The sequence below is a fragment of the Bacillus sp. S2(2019) genome (assembly GCF_005144805.1).
GTDB lineage: Bacteria > Bacillota > Bacilli > Bacillales > Bacillaceae > Bacillus > Bacillus altitudinis.
In genome coordinates this window covers 832995-851738 of sequence record NZ_SWFL01000002.1, presented here as the reverse complement: position 1 = coordinate 851738, position 18744 = coordinate 832995, and the positions used below count along the sequence as shown (strand labels likewise).

Genomic DNA, 18744 nt, shown 5'->3' with positions numbered 1-18744 from the left:
TAGAAATGTGGTAAAATGGTTCTAAATGAAAAAGAAAGTTGGAGGAAACACAAATGTCTAATCTACCGAATTGTCCATCGTGCAGTTCAACCTATACATACGAGGATGGCAGCATGCTTATTTGTCCAGAATGTGCGCATGAGTGGTCGCTAGAACAAGAACAAGCGGCAGAGGAACAGCTTGTTGTCAAAGATGCGAATGGAAATCTATTAAGTGATGGTGACACGGTCACTGTGATTAAAGATTTAAAAGTCAAAGGTTCTTCTTCGGTTTTAAAAATAGGGACGAAGGTCAAAGGGATTCGTTTAGTCGAAGGCGATCATAACATTGATTGTAAAATTCCTAGTTTTGGCGCAATGAAGTTAAAATCGGAGTTTGTGAAGAAAGTATAATGTATGAAAAGAGGCTGTCGACCATCAGCCTCTTTTTTATTTCGATATTTATAGGTGAAAGGTATAATCTTAAACATCATTTCATACATATGTACCTGTTGAAAATGATTCTTTTTTTAAAAAATCAAGCCTCTTTTCTTATAAAAATTCACGCTTTTCTTAACCCTACCTTAAAAAAGGCAGATGATTCTCTAAATTTTGCCTAATCCCCTTCACAACTTTTGGGCATTGCTGTACCATATGGAAGTGTTCTTCTATTTTTGACGGATCATGGTGTTTATCAGGAAATAGATGATAGATGATACTTAGACAAAGAAGGAGAGGTAACGTGACGAACGTTTTAGAACTGCAAAATGTATCTAGGCATATTCGCGGGAAAAAGATTGTTCAAGACTTGAGTTTCTCTGTCCAAGCGGGCGAAGTCTTTGGCTTCTTAGGGCCGAATGGCGCAGGAAAAACGACAACCATTCGCATGATGGTCGGTCTTTCTCCCATTACATCCGGTGACATTCTGATTAATGGTCATAGTATTCAAACTTCATATCAGCATGCCATCCAAGATGTCGGTGCAATTATTGAAAATCCAGAAATGTATAATCATTTAACGGCAAGACAAAACCTTGTTCATTTTGCCAGAATGAATGGAAAAGTGGATGAAGGTCGAATTGATGAACTGCTAGAACTAGTTAGTTTGCAGCATGTGAAACATAAGCGTGTCCGTACGTTTTCATTAGGAATGAAGCAGCGTTTGGGGATTGCTCAGGCATTGATACATAAACCGAAACTGCTAATCTTAGATGAGCCGACCAATGGACTAGATCCAGAGGGAATTCGTATGATACGAGATTACTTGAGAAGGCTGGCAAAGGAAGAAGGGCTTGCTGTCATTGTTTCAAGTCATCTCATGTCAGAAATGGAATTGATGTGTGATCGTTTCGCCATTATTCAAAAAGGAAAGCTGATTGCGATTGAGGATCAGCGTGCGGAGACGAAGCAGGATGATTTGGTCAATTATCGAATGAAAGTAGCATCAAGTGAGATTGAAGAAGCTCAAAAGCTCATTGAAGCATTTGAGGAAGGTATCACAGTTAGAGAAGAGGAGCAGTACTTATTCTTCTCCATCCTAGAAGAGAAGATGCCACAATTGATTCGTCATTTGAGCGAGGCTTCTATTCATTTGTACGAAATCAAAGTAGAAAAACAAACCTTAGAAGATAAGTTCTTAAGCTTAACAGGTAAAAAGGAGGCAGACGTATGATTCGCCTCATTCAAAACGAGTGGATGAAAATCAGTTATCGTGTGGGTACTTGGATTATGGTTGGGCTTCTTGTTTTAGGTATGATTGCGACGTTGATTTTTGCTGTTAAGACAAATGACGGAGATCAAGCATCCGGTGATTGGAAAACTGAGTTGCAAGAAATCAATAAAGCAAAGAAGCAAGAATTGAAAGAGGATAATATAAGATTTTATAAGAGATCCCTTGAAACCGATATAGCGATCAATGAGTATCGAATCAAACATGATTTACCTCCAGCCGATCAATTCGGTAAAAATGCATGGACTTATGTGAAAACAAATGCTAATTTGCTTCAGCTGGTAGGTGTATTTGTGATTATTATTGCAGCCACAATTGTCTCGGCTGAATATAAGCATGGTACAATTAAATTATTACTGATTCGTCCGCCATCCAGGTTGAAGGTTCTTTTGTCTAAATACTTTACCGTCCAACTATATTCACTTTTCCTAATCGCTGTCCTATTTATCTTATCCTTTATCTTAGGTGCGATATTCTTTGGACTAAACAATGATTATGTGTATTTGGCTTATCAAAATGGTGAAGTCATTGAACGGTCTCAGTTTGCAAATATGGTCTCTTATTATTTGGCGCATTGTGCTATGTTTGTTGTATTAGGGACACTTTCTTTTGCTATCTCAACGGTGTTTAGAAGCGAGGCCATTTCCATAGCGATTAGTGTATTAGCCTATGTTGTCGGAGCATCCATCACAAGCATTTTGATGTTCTTCTTTGATTGGGCGAAATACTTATTGTTTGCCAACGATCCTGTACAGTATTTCGCAGAAACACCTACTTATATCGAAGGCATGTCCCTAGGTTTCTCACTAACGGTCCTAGTCATTTATTGGGCCATCTTCTTGGCGGTTGCTTTAATCGTCTTCCAAAAGCGAGAAGTAAAAACAGGTTAATTTAACTTTTTAGGAGGTTTCTATCAATGATTAAGCGTAAAGGTGAAAAAATTATGGGGATTATCAGTATTGTCCTCAACGTAATTGGTGTTGGTTTTGGGGCATTGATGCTCTCTGTGGACCCAGCATTTTATGAAGAAATGAATGAAATTTTACAAGAGGAAGGCAGCGCCTTGCCAGTTGAAACACTTGAAGCTTCGGTTCATGCCTTTGGCGTTCAGTTTATGGTTGTTTCCGCAATTGCGGCTGTCTTAGCCCTTGTTGGTGTGATTGTCTTGAAAACAGATCGCCGTGCCGTGCTTTCTGGTATTCTTTTCTTGGTTTCGGCTGTGACTCTTTTAATTGGAACTGTTGGTCTTGCTTTCGTTCCGATGATCTTGTTGCTAATCGTTGGATTGATGTCACTGATTAGAAAACCGAAAACAGACATTCACACGAGTGAATATCCTTCATAATTCAAAGAAAAAGACATGCGCTGATTTTGCGCATGTCTTTCTTTTTTATATGATGCCAATCAGTTTGGCGACGATGAGTAAAACGATACTGAACCCCCACATCCAAAAGAAGGAGTAGCGGATATGTTTCCCCATATCGACCCCTGCAAGACCGATGGCGAGCCATACAGCAGGTGCAAGAGGGCTGACAAAGGTGCCGATGATATTTCCAATCATCATGGCGTATGCTGCAGATGTCCCTGACACGCCAACCTCTGATGTAATCGATTCGACAATCGGCAGAAGTGCATAATAATAGGCATCCGTACTTGTCAGCATATCAAGCGGAACCCCAAATATCCCCACAATGATATGTAAAAATGGCAGTAAGAAAGCTGGCAAAATGTGAATGCTGTCCACTGCAATCGCCTTTAGCATGCCCGTTCCTTCAAGAATCCCTAAAAAAGAACCTGCGGAGAAAATAACAGCCGCCATCATTAGTGCACTCGGGGCATGTGCCTTAATTCGCTCCATTTGTAAATTCACATTTGGAAAGTTAATCAGAAGTGCTAGTGAAAGACCAATCATAAACATATAGCTAGCAGGAATCACGTTCAGCACAAGAAGGACAACAACAGCTAAAAATAGAATGAGGTTGACCCACATTAAGTGATAACGCTTTAAAGACGCATCGCCTGTTTCGCTGATCGATTGAATGGCACGATCCCAATCGGCGCCTTCTAATTGGACAGCGGCTACTTCATTTGCGGCGATTTTCACCCGAATTCGTTTTTCTTCTCTTTTTCCTAAAATGAATGCCATTCCTAATACGAGCACGACCCCGATCAGCTGAATGGGAATAAGCGGTACCCACAGTTCAGATGGGTCCATATTTAGAACACTTGCTGCCCGTCCTGTGGGGCCAGCCCATGGAATCATATTGGTTAATCCAGCACTCGTCCCGATTAACAAAAGCAATAAATAAGGACTCATATGTAATTTTTTATAAAGCGGAAGCAGTGCAGGTACAGTTAATAAAAAGGTGGTAGCTCCTGCTCCGTCTAAGTGTGCGATGACCCCAATCAAGGCAGTTCCCATCGCAACTGTGACAACATTTCCTTTTGTCAGCTTGATTAATGCTTTAATTACAGGTTCAAAGAACCCTGTATCTTGTAAAATGCCAAAAAATAAAATGGCGAAGATAAACATGGTCGCCACTGGCAATACTTTGATAATCCCTTGTTCAAAGAAAGTTTGAATGTCATTGATACCAAACCCCGCGATGAGCGCCCCTATTAAAGGCACCATGACCATGGCGACAATTGGACTCGCTTTCCCCCAAATCAGCAAAACAACAATCGTTAAAATAATCAACAATCCAACAAACGTTAACATAAGCCCCTCCCCCTACAATAAACCGTTTACATTTGTTTGTTTTTATACCAATGCAGTCCCACATCTGCATTGAAAAAAAGAGTATCAAAAATATGAGTATTAGGCAACCGCTTTCATACCTATACAATGGTAAAAAAGGATGGTGAATCCAATCGTGGCGCGGTGTTCAATATGTCAAAAAATTTAGATAAAAAATAATGATTCTATTGGTAATCTACTACCGGAAGAGATTTTATAGGTATTTAGATTCACTTAAAAGTAAAAAGCGCCCTTTGGATGGACGCTTCTTTCACGCTATTTTTTCAAAATAACGTATTCGTAAGGATTCAGTTGTAACTGTTGAGATGTATGCTGTCCAGTCAGCATATTTTCATAGCTTTCCGCTGAATCTAGTGAAATGTTCTGTTGCTGTTCTGTAAAATTCATCATAAACACAAAGTCCTGCGATCCATCTGTTCGTTTCTGGACACTGACGCCCTCTGGAATCGAAGAGGATAGGATCGGTTGTATGCCTATTCCTGTGATAAGGTCTTCGTAAAAATCATCATAAAACGCCTGCTCATTTTCAGAAGCCATATAGTATGCTTTCCCTTTGCCAAATGGACGGACAGTAAGGGCGGGCTGTCCTTCATAGCAGCCATTCTCAAAATGCCCTAACACAGAGGCTGTTTCAGGATGAATGGACTCGCAATATTGCCCGACATGATAAGTGCGTCCATTTCCTGTGGTCATTAAGACGTGTTCATCTGGCATCAATGTGTTGATTTCCTCTGCCCAAACCCCAAGTACATGGCGGAGAGGGCCAGGGAAACCACCGAGGAAACAGAGGTCGTTTTCATCGACCATGCCGCTCCAGTACGTTGCCACAAAAATGCCGCCCTCTTTGACAAATGCTTCGATCTTTTCTGCCACGCCTGGTTTGATCATGTAGAGCATTGGTCCAACAAGCACTCGATAGGATGAGAAATCCTTTTCCATCCCGACAATATCAACAGGGATGCCCTTTTTCCAGAAACTGCGATAGTGAGTTTGGCAAGCCTCTACATAGCGTTTGTTGGTATTATTTAAGCCTTGCGCATCATCAATTGCCCAATGGTTTTCCCAATCATATATGATGGCTACTTCTGGTTGAACGGATGTACCTGCAATCGGCTGAAGCTGCTCCAGCTGTTTTCCTAAATCAGCGACTTCTTGAAACACACGCGTGTGTTCATGTCCTGAATGATCCACAACGGCTCCATGGAATTTTTCAGAGGCGCCTCGGCCTTGTCTCCACTGGAAATAAAGGACGGAGTCGGACCCGTGGGCAATCGCCTGCATGGCAGAGAGGTGTGCCATTCCTTTATGCTTCACCTTATTCACTTCATGCCAGTTCACGAGGCTTGGTGTGCTTTCCATCACAAGAAACGGCTGACCATCCTTTAATGACCGATATAAATCATGAACGAAGGCGACGTTTGACGCTAATTCTGCAGTGGTTTCTCTGCCGCTATGCCATGCTGGATAGCTATCCCATGAGATCACGTCGACTTCTTTTGCAAATTGATGATAATCCAGTCCAAGGAATGGACGCATATGCGGATAGTCGCCCATAAAATTGGTGGTTACTGGCACATGAGGTGTTAATTCTCTCAGCGGTTCAATTTCATTTTGATAAAAATTGATCGTTTGCGCTGTGACAAAACGCTTCCAATCTAGGTTCATGCCATGAATCATGTGCTCGCCATGAGGGGCTGGTGACTCGATTTGCGACCAATCGGTAAAGGTGTGGCTCCAAAATCCCGTCCACCATGCTTGATTCAAAGCTTCAAGGTCATGGTTGTATTTGTCTTTCAAATAGTTTCTAAATGCTTCTTGGCAAAGATCACAATGACATTCACCGCCGTATTCATTTGAAATGTGCCACATGATCAGCGCTGGATGGTCCTTGTAGCGTTCAGCAAGCAAACGATTGAGTGTATTCGTTTTTTCTCGATAAACTGGTGAGGTAAAGCAATGATTATGGCGAAGTCCGTGCAAGTTGCGCTGGCGGTTTGCTTCAACGCGTAAGACTTCTGGATATGTTTGCGAGAGCCAAGCAGGTCTTGCTCCGCTTGGCGTGGCGAGAATGGCGTGAGCTCCCTGTGCTGCCAAGCGGTCCATGATATCATCCAGCCAGGCAAAATCATATTCCCCTTCTTTTGGCTCGAGCTTGCTCCAAGCGAAAATGTTGATAGAGAATGTTTGACAGTGTGCAAGCTTCATTAATCGAAAATCTTCGTCAATGATCTCCGGCATATGAAGCCATTGATCAGGATTATAGTCGCCACCATGCAAAAAGCCTTTCACATTTGGGTGAACGAGTGGGTAACGCTTTCCCATTTTGTCACGTCCTATCTGTTTAATTACGGTGTCATTTGTTTAAATACATCAAGAGAAGGCAGGGCTTTTCCGTTGAAATCAAACATGGCCTGATTTTCCCAAGCATTCCCGACTGTGCCGGTTGTTTGAATATAAGCGAGCCCGTATTGACTAGACCACGGAGCACCTTTTGCTGGAATCCAAAGCGGCTCCCAATAAAAGAACCCTTTCCCACGATGGTTTTTCACTTGTGAAATTTTTTCTGATAGATCTCGTATAAAAGATGCCTGCCCTTGTGGTGATGCTGGATAACCGGCCGTATTGACTGAATCTTGGTTAAATGAGTTATCGAGGTTATCACCATTTGCTGTTGTAAAGCCGTAGGCGGTTTCTACCACGATGACATCTTTGTTATAGCGGGCGCTAATATCATTCATGTTGTTAGTAAGACCGCTAAATCCCCCGTCCCAATACGGGTAGTAAGATAAACCGATCGTATCGAAGGAAACGCCTCGCTTGGTGATTTCATCAAACCACCAGCGAGATGCACCATTGTCCCCCCCATGTGCAAGATGAAGCATGACTTTGATGTTTGAATCGACAGAGCGGACAGCATTTGTTCCCGCTTTTAGCAAAGCAGCGAGCCGGTCAAATTCACCGCCGCCTTCACCCCAGCTCTTTCCGTTCGGCCAAAGCATACCTGAATTCAATTCATTCCCGACCTGTACCATATTTGGCAGGGCATTTTGTGCTTTCATCGCTTTAAGTACATCGCTTGTGTAAGTGCCAACAGCTTTTTCTAAATCGCTTTGGGAGAGATTGGTCCAAGCTTTCGGTTTGAACTGTTTACCGGGATCGGTCCAGAAATCACTGTAGTGAAAATCAAGCAGAACTTTCATGTTTTGTGCTTTTGCACGTTTCGATAGAGCAATGGCGGTATTTAAATCGTTAGTCCCGCCGTTATAGGCACGGCCTTGGTTGTCGTATGGATGGTTCCAGAGTCTGATGCGCACATAGTTGACACCTTTCTCTTTTAATAGCTTGAGCGGATCAACCTGCTGCCAGTTTTGGTTGTAGTATTTGCCGCCGCTTCGCTCCACTTCTGCGAGCATGGAGATATCGGCTCCTTTGATGAAATCACCTTGCAATCCATTGATCGGTTTCACCGAAATCGAATCAGCCTTTGCTTCAGGCAGAATACCTAACCCCATCAGAAAGAAAACGACAACAGTGACAAGCAACCATTTCTTCATCAAATCTCCCCTTATCCTTTTGTCCCGCCTTGTGTGAGGCCGGATACAAATTGTTTTTGTAAAACAAGAAACAATAAAGCAACTGGAATCGCAATGAGTAAAGCCCCGGCTGCAAAGGTCGTGTAGCTGGCACCCATTTTGTCTGATACAAGATTGTATAGACCGATTGGGAGCGTATACATTTCGGGTGAACGGACAATGACACTGGAGATGATGAAATCACCCAGCGGTCCTGTAAATGAGTTGATGGCAACAACGGCTAAAATCGGCTTGGCAAGTGGCATAATAATTTGGATGAAAATCCGGAAATGCCCTGCGCCATCCATTCTGGCTGATTCATCGAGATCCTTTGGAATCGCATCAAGATAACCTTTCATTAAATACGTATTCATCGGGATTTGTCCGCCTGCATAAATCAAAATCAATGCGAGGTGGCTGTTAATGAGTCCAAGCATTTGAGCCAATACAAAAATGGCAATCAGCGCTGAAAATTGAGGAATCATTTGCAGCAGCAAAAAGAGCATCAGTCCATTCTTGCGTCCTTTGAATCGGAACCTAGAAAAGGCATAACCTGTAAAGCTAACAAGGATCAACGTTAAGAGCATAGTCGCAATACTGATTTTCATTGAGTTCCAATACCATTTTGCATAAAGTGCTCCCTGACCGAAGAAGAGTTCTGTAAAGTGACTGAACGTTGGATTCTTCGGAAACATGCTTGTGCTCATCAGGCTATTCCCAGGATTAAAGGAAGCACCGATCGTCCAAAGGAGTGGATATAGAATACAAACGGAGGCAATGAAAAGGATGAAATAAGTGATACTCAGGCGAATGAGCTTATTTTGTTTTGATCCCATATCACATCATGTCCTCCTCTTTAAATGAATTCGTTCTCTTAAACTGCCAAAGTGCAATGGCGATGACGAAGATCGACAGTAAGATCGTAACAGCGGCAGCGAGTGCATATTGAGAAGATTGCATCGTCAGTTTGTAAATCCAAGACACCAAGATGTCCGTTCCCCCAGCAGTTGAGCCAGCCACAGGCGGTCCTCCGCCATTAAATAAGTAGATGATATTAAAGTTGTTAAAGTTAAACGTATATTGCGTAATTAATATAGGTGCAATTGAATAGAGGACAAGCGGTAATGTAATGGAACGGAATTTCTGAAAGAAATTTGCCCCATCAATGGTTGCAGCCTCGTATAAATCTTCAGGAATGGCCTGCAAAACGCCAGTTGTCATAATGAACACAAAAGGAAAACCAAGCCAAGTCTGCATCGCAATAAGAGCGATTTTGCTCCAAAATGGATCTGTCAGCCATGGTTTTGGATCAATTCCAATCGATGCAAAAAGGGTATTGTTGATCGCACCAAACGTGTCGTTAAACAATCCAGCAAACACCAAAATGGTCACAAATCCTGGAACAGCCCACGGCAGAATCAAAATCGTTCTGAAAAACCGTTTTCCTTTTAAATCTTTTTGATTGAGCAGAACCGCTAGGAAAATGCCGACAGCACATTGAAGGGTCGATGCAGCCAACGTCCATACGACCGTCCAGCCTAGTACATCAATGAATGTGTCTCTCCAAATATCGATTGAAAAGATATTTTGAAAGTTTTTGATGCCTACCCAATCAATGAGATTGGCAGGAGGCGAGTGGTATAAATCATAGTTTGTAAAGGCCAGCGCAAAGCTGAACATAATAGGAAAGACAACAGAGAATAGAAGTAAAAAGAAAGCAGGAGTGCTCATTAAATAAGGAAAGCCTTGGTCGATGAGCTGATGGTATTGAGCACGGATGGAATGAAGCGGAACCCCTTGATCACGTTTCTTTCCGTTCATAAATGCATCTCGTATCATGAGTACATAAAAACCGATGCCAAATCCAGCTGTTAAAAGTGCAATAATTCCTTTTGCTAAAAGGAAAACAGAGTTGTCACGAGGCAGCATCGTACCAAGTGTGAACAGCCCCCAGAAGCCAATATTGAATAAATCATAAAACACAAGTAGAAAAGAAACGCCAAACAGGAAAAAGAGTGCCCCTTTGCCATACTGTTTGTTGTATATTTGCCCCATCCCGGGTATAAGAGAGAACATTAGCGCCCGTCTCCGGTGTGTCTTTGATTCCACTATGTGTGTGCGGTCTAGTTCAAGGTTACCCGTCACGTCTAACACCTACTTCATATGAAATTAGATCAAGTGCAGGCAGCATGATAGATGAACAGCTACCTGCGCTTGATGTTTATTTGGAGTGATTCGCTTTAATTTGCGAGTCGATTTGTTTGACCGCGTCATCAAATGCCTTTTTCACATCGGTACGGCCAGTCGCAATCAGTCCTAATGCACTGTCAATCGGCTTCCACACCTCTGCCATCTCTGGATTGTTCGGAGTCAGCGTGGCATATTTCGTTTGCTTTGAAACAGCATCCGCATTAGCGTTTTCAGTAATGACTGGGTCTTTCATCAGCTTTTTCACTGGTGGAATTTCCTCTGTTACTTCAAAGCGCTTTTTCGAATTTTTTTCGTTCGTGATAAACTCAACAAATTTTTCGGCAAGTTCTTTATTTTTAGAATAAGAGGAGACGTTGTAGCTCTTTACACCTAAGAACGAGCTCATATGTTTTCCGTTAGGGAGTGTTGGCAATTCCGTCACGCCATAGTCGATACCCGCTTCTTTATAAGGACCAAATGACCATGGACCAGAAATGACAGCCGCTGCCTTTTTCTCAGTGAATAAGGAATTGAGGACATTGATTCCTTGCTCACCAATGATGCCTTTCGGGAAAAGTCCTTCGCTAAAGAATGTCTGAATGTATTTTCCGCCTTCGATGGCACCATCGTTATTAAGACCAATATCATTGACGTCATAAGACCCATCGTTTTTCTGTTTGAAAATATAGCCCCCTGATCCGCCTAATACACTTTGTGCGTAGTAAATTTCATCCCACTTCGCAACAAAACCGTATTTCCCGTCCTTTGTCAGCTTTTTCGAAAGGTCATACCAGCCATCGAGTGTCGTTGGTGCCTTTTTCACAAGGTCTTTGTTATAGAAAAGCACAGTGGTTTCAACGGATTTTGGCAGGCCATACAGCTTACCATCTACCGTTTGTGATTGAATCGATTCGTCTGTGAAGGAATTGATTACTTTTTGATCTGGTTTGATTTCTTGTAACAATCCCTCTGTGACAGCTGATCCAATTTGGTCGTGAGGCATGGTGATGACATCTGGACCAGTGCCGGCTGCGCCATCAAGACGAAGCGCTTCAATTTGGTCGGCATATGCTTTTTCGACTACTTTGACTTTCACGTCGTTTTGTTTTTCAAATTCTTTGACGGCGTCTTGAATCCCATCAGACTTTTTGACATCCTCCCACACTAGCAAGGTCTTTGTACCTGTAGATGCCGGCTGTGTACCGCTTGAATTGTCATCTCCTGGTCCGCATGCTGACAGTAGCAGCACAGCAGTACCAACGACTGCCGATAATGTCGCCCATTTTCCCTTTTTCATTCGTAATCCCCTCTCGTTCTTTTTTCACAGATGATAAGAAAACGCTTTCTTAATGTGAGAATATCAACTTGAGTAAAAAAAGTAAACACATTTTATTAAATTTATTAAGTAAAATTTTTTACCGAAATAAAGAGAAAAGAAGCCCGCCACATACGGCAGGGCTTCCAGCTGTTTATATCGTGCTTTTCCGAAAGACAGGATCTGAGGCAATCAGCACGGTTTTTGGTAATGTTCTGCCATCAACAAGTCTTTCTAAAAGTAAATCGACAGCTGTCTCGCAAAGTAAAGAGGTATGGATGTGATAAGTTGTGAGCGGTGGTGACACATATTGAGAGACGTGAATATCGTTGATACTAAAGACACTCACTCGATTTGGTAAAGAAAAACCGCGTTCATTTAATGCTTGTAAACAGCCTATCGCAAGAGGATCACTTGCGACACAAAAAGCGGTTGGCAGGTGATCACCGAGCTCGTCGATCGCCTTCATCATCAATGAATAGCCTTCATCTACAGAGAAGTGGTGACCGATATAGACCAATTGTTCATCCAGTTTGTTGTGTGCTGTCATGTACTGGCGGAAGGTCGTTTCACGAATATCTGGAATACGCCTATTTGTATTGAGATCAAGATCTGTCCCGCCAATAAATCCGATGGATGTGTGCTGTTTTTCGATAAAAGAATCAATAATCTTTTCTACAATTCGTTTCAGGTTTGGTTTCACAGAATCAAAGCGGTCTTCATCTGGTGATGTATCAATAAAGACGATATGTTTTGTGATCGCATATAATTGATCAAGCTCAGTTTTTTTAAATCGACCGATGGCGATGATGCCTTCTGTAGAAGGATCAATCGATTGAAGACCATCAGACGGGTTGTAAGCGGTAACATTTAAGCTTCGGGTATTGGTGAGTTCCTCAATGCCTAGACGAATGGATTTAAAATAAATATCTTCAAGCTCTTCTTTTTCGGTCATCCAATAGAGAAAGGCAATTTTTTTTAGTGAATGTTTGAATGTCTTTTTTTGATAGGACAAAGCTTCTGCTGCCGCGTATACTCTCTCACGTGTTTGATCCGTAACCGATAGGTTGGGATCTTGATTCAATACGCGAGACACGGTGGCGATGGATAATCCGGCTTTTTCCGCAATGTCCTTTATTTTAGCTGCCAAGTCAGCACCTCCTATAGAAAATATCTCCTTTCAGTATAGAGTCTTTAAAAAAATTAGTAAATATTTTTATTAAATTGATTGCGTTTAGACTGTTCTTTACGATCTCGAAAGGAATTAGTAAGATATATGTATTGAAGATGTAGGATTAAGATTTCTGATAGGAGAGGGACAGATGTATTATGATGCACTGAAGACATTTGTGACAGTTGTGGAAGAGAAAAACTTTACTAAAGCAGCTCAGAAGCTACGGATTTCTCAACCGAGTGTCAGTCTTCACATTAAGAATTTGGAGCAGGAATTTCAGACGGTTCTGCTCAATCGTTCGCCAAAGCAATTAACGGTGACGCCAACTGGGGATATGCTGTACCATCGATCAAAACAAATCATCCGTTTATATGAACAGGCGAAGCAGGATATTTATGAGCATCATCATCTGGCACGAGGGAAGCTCACGATTGGAGCGAGTTTTACCATTGGGGAGTATGTACTGCCGCAAATCTTGGCACAATTTCATCAGCTCTATCCGCATGTTGATATTGAGGTAGTCATTGATAATACAGAGGCGATCGCTAGACATGTTCGGTTGTTCCATGTCGACATCGGACTGATCGAAGGACAAACCAATGACAAAGAACTCTCTGTAGAAACGTTCCTAGAGGATGAACTGTATATCGTTGCCCCATTAGACCATCCGTTTGCAAAGAAAAAGGATGTCACCATTGATCAATTGCAAAATGAAACATGGATCACAAGAGAAGAAGGATCTGGGACAGGAGAATACTTACAGCACGTCTTGAAATCAAATGGACTGAAAGCGCGGACCTTTGTGACATTTAGCAGCAATCAAGCGATTAAAGAAGCTGTCATTCATGGAATGGGGCTGTCTGTTTTATCTAAATATGTGCTCCAGCGGGGCAGCATTGGCGGGGAATTGGCTGTCATTTCTGTGAGGGGAATGGACTTTAAACGGACATTTTCCTATGTCGAATCCCCGATGACAGGTGGGAATAAAAATAAGGAATTGCTTGTTGAGTTGTTGAGAAAAGAGAAAAAAGACGCTTCTCCGCAGTAGGAGAAGCGTCTTTTTTTTATAATCCTTTGATGTTGATTTCATCGACTGGGAGGAAAATCTCACCTGTATCTGTATACTTCATGTTGACTTGATCGCCTTCTTTTAAATAAATAATAAGAGGCTCTTTTTCAGATGACATCGTGTAGTTTTTCCCATCGTCTAGTAAGAAGGTGACGGTTGTATAATCACCGGTCTTTTCCTTATACACCCTTTTCACTTTACCTGTTGACTCTTTCTTTTCTTGCTTTGATGAACTATTGACGGTACCACCGCCTTTTTGAAGAGCTGTTTTATAGGCTCTTAGTGCTTCATTTGGTGTAGAAGCGTATGCGGCGATCTCAGGATTGGCTGCCGAAACAATAAAGTAGTTTTGCAGGAATCCGTTTGAATCGAGAACAGGTGTAAGCCAGCTGGCTTCCCCATAGAAATTATAAAGAATCGGCATGCGGCCCTTCCATTTCTTCTCGATAAATCGTTTCTCAATAATTTGCAAAGCTCCCTGTGAATCCATGTAGGATTCTTCAAGATTACCCGTATAATACGTGGCTTTTCCTGTTCGGGCATTTGTTAGTGCATACCCGAGCATGGAATCAACGCCCTCTTTTGGACTCGTGAAATCTGTGAAGTAATACATATCCCCTTTTGAATCAAACACCGGACTTACATTGGCTTCAGTCCCCTCATCAGAAGGCAGCTTCACATCTGATTTTCCAAAGAGGCTGTTCCAGAAACCATGTACATAGTTGCCGAAGTAACTATTTTGCAGACTGACAGCCTCTGGCGAAACAGCGCCATCAATAAAGGCTGGTACTTTGTCTAAGGCGTATTTCTTCGTTTCACCTGTTTTGGCATCCACAACAACCACACCTGAAGCTTTAAACCCGTTTCGTGCAGTGATGAAATCCCCAAATGTTTGGATGTAATAAGGCTTGCCATCATCATTGATCTCTAGCTGCGTGTCTCCATAGAAAATCAAATCTGGGTACTGAAGACGGATATGCCGCTCAATTTCCTTATTGAAATAGGAAGAAGGCGTATAGACCATCTCGGTTTTCACAAACTTTGGATTGGCAGATGAGTCGGTCGCACTTAATGTAAAGTAACCCGGTGTGCTACCAGAACGAATCCATTTAAAGAAATCGGAGAACTCGACGGGAGCGATATACACATACTCACCATTGACCTTCTGAATTTGCAAGCTACCCAGCTCGTAGTAGCTCGTGTTTGGCACCTGTCCGAACGATTTCTTCATCTTATTGCGAGCAAATTGCGGTGGTACACTCGCAGGTGTTTCTGTCTCATCAAACGCTTTGATTTCGACTTTTTGATCCATCTTAGACACGTCGAATTTCTCATTTGCATTGAATAGAAAAGCGGTTGCCATATAAACACCGAGCAACAATAATATGAGAAATAAAACGCCCTTGATCTTCCGCTCCAATCCCACTGATAAAAAGGCACCTGCTGCTGTCACAACAAGTCCAATGAGCCACAGTGATGATGGGTTGCGGTCTAAATTGGTGATGTAGTAGAAGCCGAAAATCCCGATGATAAACAGCAGGGCAAGTCCCGCAATCCACATAAGCGGCACCTGTTGTTCAGTCCCTTTTTTTCTAACGATTAACCTGAGTGGTGTGAGCAAAAGGGTCAGGACAAGACCGATCACAACCGAAAATAACAACATATATCCCACAAACAGATCTCCTTTCAAATCAATCACTCTTTTAGTATATACGAGTGAGACGGGGAAAAGATTCACCGGATGGCAGGTTCATTTAAATGCCGATCGAGTCGATGGCGGATTGAACATCTTCTTTCAGCTCAAAAAATGTGAGTCTTTGTTCGATTTTTTCGATTAAGGCGTCAATGGCTTCACCTGACATATGGGTTTGGATGTTCCTTTGATGTTTGTACACGTTAATCAGAAGGTCATCAATCAGATCTACTATTTTTTTGGCTTCTTGGCGATCCTCTGCAAATTCATTTTGAAGTTGATGCCGGATGGCTCTGATCAGCGCTGTTTTCTGTTCTTCTTTGATCTTTGCCTTCAAAGCAGCCAGCTCTGCTGGTGTCATGTCTTCCGTGTTAAAGTTTGCTTGAGAGAAGATGGAGCTTGATGTATGCGTATCTGTCATTCTTTGCAAAAAACGATCTGCATCTGTTGGTTGTTTCTTTGAAAATTCCATTTGTCGTACTCCTTAAGAAATACCCATGTTCTTGGCTAGGGCCGTATCTGCATCGTGGTATTGTTTTCCTAGCTGGCTCATATCATCTGATATTGAGTCCAACCACCTTTTCATATTCATCGCATGATCAATCGCTGCATCATACTTTTTGACCGAATAGAACTCATTTTCAAGACCCTCTGTTTTTAAGTGGCGAATGACAGCATCCACATCTGAAGCCGTCAGCTGATCATACGAGCCAAAACCGACAATTTGTTTGTATCTTGAACGAACGCGTTCCACTGATTGATCCACTTTGTCATCGAGTTTCTCAATTTTGCGAATGATTTGCTGCATATGGTGCTCGGCATATGTGGAGAATGTACGACCTGTGTTCATAAGAACATGCGACTTGATTAAAATCGCTACCACACTTTGCGGGTGAACATTTGATTGGCTCAATTGATGTAACATGGCGGCAGTGAGAGAAGGGTTTTTTCTCAACATATCATCAATGGTTTGAACGGAGCCATCTGACGAAAAGGAATACCGGTCTAAGCCATGGCTGCCGGCGAGGGCTTCAAGAAATAAATTCGCATCAAGTGAAGGATTCACACTCATTGCCCGATTGAGGAGATTTTTCATAAATTGGACGGCCTTTGAGGAGTCCTCAGTGTAATCGACGCCTTCAGGTAAAGCGGCATCATACATCACTTTCACACGACCGATTTCTGTCGTATGACGATTTAAGAGAGAAAGCCCGTCATTGAGATTGATATATTCTGTTAATCTACTACGGTAATCACCTTTTAATGCTTTGGCTTGCAGACCATCCGATAGATTTGGGTAAATATTCGGATTCTCAAAGGTGACCCCGCCTTTAATAAAATCATTTTTGACAAGAACATAAGAAGCATTTGACCCGCCAAGTGAATGCCCTGTCACATACATCTTCGCATTCGGCATTTTCTTATGGATCTCTTTTGCATACCGGTCCGCCTGCACCATTTGATTCTCTGCGCCGTGTTCAAAAGGGATATTTTTAATCAAATACTTCGTATCTGAAATCAACCAATCTTGTACAATCTCATTTGTATAGGTCGTTGTCCCTGTCGTCATCTTCGTCGTGACTTCCTTTGACGTCTCTGACTGGCTAAAAGGAGGAAGCTTTGTCAAAATGGTAGAAAGAAGATCATCTGACTCTTTTTTTCCATGTTTTTTAATGGTATCTTTATATTGGCCTGCGCCAATTGGTTCTGAGCCGCGGTAGGCGATGACGGCGTTTTTGATTTTGGTGAGGTCTTTGCCTTTACCGGATCGAATAAAGTCATCCTTTGATACCAGAGTTAGTGAGTTAAGCCCTTTTTCTGTTTCTTTATAGTCAATGACATACATTTTTCTATCATTGCTAATTTCTATTTCTTTATAGTCCTTATAGTTTTTAATAGCATAAGATTTTGTTGATATTTCTTTATAGTCTTCGTCAGTAAGCTTAAATCGAGTTGACTTTATGGTCAATATTAACACTCCTGTTATCTTTATATTTGGTAATTATATTATGTAGTGGTATAAATATCTATTTTAGATCTATCGCTTATTATACAAAAAATATCTCTATTATATCAATAAAAGGTGGATATTATTTAAATGAAAAATACAATTAAAATTATATGTGTTCTAGTTCTCGTCATAGTTATCTCAGTGATTTTACTTATTCTAGAATTTGACAAGAAAAAAGAATCAAACGATGCGGGAGGAAAAAATATCGTGGAAGAAAGAGAAAAGAGTGATCAAGAATTAGCAGAAGAGTTTGCAGAGAAGATGAAACCCAAGATTGAAGAGCACTTACACAAAAGAGATATTCATAACTTTATAAAAACCATAACGTTTGAAAAAGATGTGACCATTAACCCAATGGGAGATATTACGATTGATGGTTATGTAAATGATGAACCGGAAAAGTACGGTTTCTCAGCTTCTTTACAATATAGAGCTAAAAAAATCGGTTCAATGAGTTATGACCCTGATTTATCAGACCGCTTTATAGATTGGGAAGAATATAAAGATGAGCCGGAAGTGAAAGAAAATTACCTTAAAAGTTTTACTAAGGAGGAACGTGATCAGTATCTGAGAGACATTGGAGAAAAAGAGTAAAACAGGTACTAGCCTACCTGTTTTTATTTTGCCAAATTCAATAGTCAGCTGATTAAAGTTCATTAAGGAGTTTTGCTTTTTATGAAAAATATCATGAAATTTTCTATCATAATTGTGGTCGCCGTCATCTCCGTAACTGTGTTTGTTGTAGAGTACATTCATCAGAGTTTTTCAGATGAAGTAGTGCAAGAGAAAAGCGATCAAGAAAAGGCCGAAGAATTCGCAGAAAAGATGAAACCAAAAATTGAAGAATATTTACATGAAAAAGATATTCACAATTTTATTAAAACCATCACATTTAAAAAAAATGTATCTATAAGCCCTATGGGTTATGTCACAGTTGATGGATATATAAATAACGATGCAGAAAAATATCATTTTTCTGCATCATTAATATACAAAACTAACGAAATCGCTTCGATGAGTCATTCCCCTGATTTATCAGATCGTTTTATAGACTGGGATGAATATAAAGATGAACCTAAAGTGAAAGAAAATTTTTTGAATAGTCTCTCTAAAAAAGAACGTGAACAGTATCTCAACGATATTGGAGAAAAAGAGTAAAAAATATCCGTTATCAATTTGTTCCCTATAAATGATGACTAAAGTAATATGCTATTAATCAATAAAAACACTTTCATTTAAAGGAGAGCTTTCAAAC

General features: G+C 41.3%; 17 protein-coding genes. 7 read left to right on the top strand and 10 right to left on the bottom strand.

The window, feature by feature from the left end; genetic code table 11:
• Positions 1 to 53: 53 nt before the first annotated feature.
• From FBF75_RS09455 to FBF75_RS09440, 4 genes are all read left to right on the top strand, one after another.
• Entirely contained in the window at positions 54 to 392 is a 339-nt protein-coding gene (locus FBF75_RS09455; protein WP_017359922.1) for a zinc ribbon domain-containing protein YjdM, read from the top strand.
• Between the two features lie 328 nt (positions 393 to 720).
• Complete coding sequence (locus tag FBF75_RS09450; RefSeq protein WP_136944668.1) at positions 721 to 1650, top strand: ABC transporter ATP-binding protein; 930 nt, start codon at positions 721 to 723, stop codon at positions 1648 to 1650.
• Complete coding sequence (locus FBF75_RS09445; protein ID WP_008347358.1) at positions 1647 to 2597, top strand: ABC transporter permease subunit; 951 nt, start codon at positions 1647 to 1649, stop codon at positions 2595 to 2597. Before FBF75_RS09450 ends, FBF75_RS09445 begins: the two co-directional genes overlap by 4 nt.
• Positions 2598 to 2623: 26 nt before the next feature.
• Positions 2624 to 3052 (top strand): DUF4064 domain-containing protein, encoded by a 429-nt coding sequence (locus FBF75_RS09440; RefSeq protein WP_007497283.1) that lies wholly within the window; start codon positions 2624 to 2626, stop codon positions 3050 to 3052.
• 45 nt (positions 3053 to 3097) lie between these two features.
• Here FBF75_RS09440 and FBF75_RS09435 read toward each other — a convergent pair whose 3' ends face one another.
• The 7 genes from FBF75_RS09435 to FBF75_RS09405 form a co-directional block, all read right to left on the bottom strand.
• Positions 3098 to 4426 carry a CitMHS family transporter gene (locus FBF75_RS09435; protein WP_017359919.1) on the bottom strand — a complete coding sequence of 443 codons (1329 nt, stop codon included), beginning with the start codon at positions 4424 to 4426 and terminating at the stop codon, positions 3098 to 3100.
• A gap of 294 nt (positions 4427 to 4720) precedes the next feature.
• Entirely contained in the window at positions 4721 to 6787 is a 2067-nt protein-coding gene (locus FBF75_RS09430) for a beta-galactosidase (protein WP_136944667.1), read from the bottom strand.
• Positions 6788 to 6810: 23 nt separating this feature from the next.
• A complete protein-coding gene (locus FBF75_RS09425) occupies positions 6811 to 8019 on the bottom strand; it encodes a glycoside hydrolase family 53 protein (RefSeq protein WP_136944666.1) in 1209 nt (402 codons plus the stop codon).
• An 11-nt stretch (positions 8020 to 8030) separates the two neighbouring features.
• The gene (gene ganQ, locus FBF75_RS09420) at positions 8031 to 8873 is read right to left on the bottom strand and encodes a galactooligosaccharide ABC transporter permease GanQ (protein WP_007497274.1); all 843 of its coding nucleotides are present in this window, start codon (positions 8871 to 8873) and stop codon (positions 8031 to 8033) included.
• Between the two features lies 1 nt (position 8874).
• A complete protein-coding gene (locus FBF75_RS09415) occupies positions 8875 to 10113 on the bottom strand; it encodes a carbohydrate ABC transporter permease (protein WP_045033662.1) in 1239 nt (412 codons plus the stop codon).
• A gap of 145 nt (positions 10114 to 10258) precedes the next feature.
• Positions 10259 to 11524 carry a galactooligosaccharide ABC transporter substrate-binding protein GanS gene (gene ganS / locus FBF75_RS09410; protein ID WP_008347347.1) on the bottom strand — a complete coding sequence of 422 codons (1266 nt, stop codon included), beginning with the start codon at positions 11522 to 11524 and terminating at the stop codon, positions 10259 to 10261.
• A gap of 172 nt (positions 11525 to 11696) precedes the next feature.
• A complete protein-coding gene (locus FBF75_RS09405) occupies positions 11697 to 12692 on the bottom strand; it encodes a LacI family DNA-binding transcriptional regulator (protein ID WP_057078847.1) in 996 nt (331 codons plus the stop codon).
• Between the two features lie 172 nt (positions 12693 to 12864).
• Between FBF75_RS09405 and FBF75_RS09400 the strand changes: the two genes are divergently transcribed.
• Entirely contained in the window at positions 12865 to 13764 is a 900-nt protein-coding gene (locus FBF75_RS09400) for a LysR family transcriptional regulator (RefSeq protein WP_025208260.1), read from the top strand.
• 16 nt (positions 13765 to 13780) lie between these two features.
• Here FBF75_RS09400 and FBF75_RS09395 read toward each other — a convergent pair whose 3' ends face one another.
• The 3 genes from FBF75_RS09395 to FBF75_RS09385 all read right to left on the bottom strand — a co-directional run bounded on the left by FBF75_RS09395 (position 13781) and on the right by FBF75_RS09385 (position 17447).
• Positions 13781 to 15457 carry a hypothetical protein gene (locus FBF75_RS09395; RefSeq protein ID WP_136944665.1) on the bottom strand — a complete coding sequence of 559 codons (1677 nt, stop codon included), beginning with the start codon at positions 15455 to 15457 and terminating at the stop codon, positions 13781 to 13783.
• Between the two features lie 82 nt (positions 15458 to 15539).
• Positions 15540 to 15950 carry a hypothetical protein gene (locus FBF75_RS09390; RefSeq protein ID WP_076821413.1) on the bottom strand — a complete coding sequence of 137 codons (411 nt, stop codon included), beginning with the start codon at positions 15948 to 15950 and terminating at the stop codon, positions 15540 to 15542.
• 12 nt (positions 15951 to 15962) lie between these two features.
• Positions 15963 to 17447 carry a lipase family protein gene (locus FBF75_RS09385; RefSeq protein WP_136944664.1) on the bottom strand — a complete coding sequence of 495 codons (1485 nt, stop codon included), beginning with the start codon at positions 17445 to 17447 and terminating at the stop codon, positions 15963 to 15965.
• A gap of 129 nt (positions 17448 to 17576) precedes the next feature.
• Here FBF75_RS09385 and FBF75_RS09380 point away from each other — a divergent pair, with 129 nt between their 5' ends.
• Both FBF75_RS09380 and FBF75_RS09375 read left to right on the top strand, forming a co-directional pair.
• A complete protein-coding gene (locus FBF75_RS09380; RefSeq protein WP_035704010.1) occupies positions 17577 to 18083 on the top strand; it encodes a DUF1433 domain-containing protein in 507 nt (168 codons plus the stop codon).
• An 81-nt stretch (positions 18084 to 18164) separates the two neighbouring features.
• Complete coding sequence (locus FBF75_RS09375) at positions 18165 to 18647, top strand: DUF1433 domain-containing protein (protein ID WP_136944663.1); 483 nt, start codon at positions 18165 to 18167, stop codon at positions 18645 to 18647.
• Positions 18648 to 18744 lie beyond the last annotated feature (97 nt).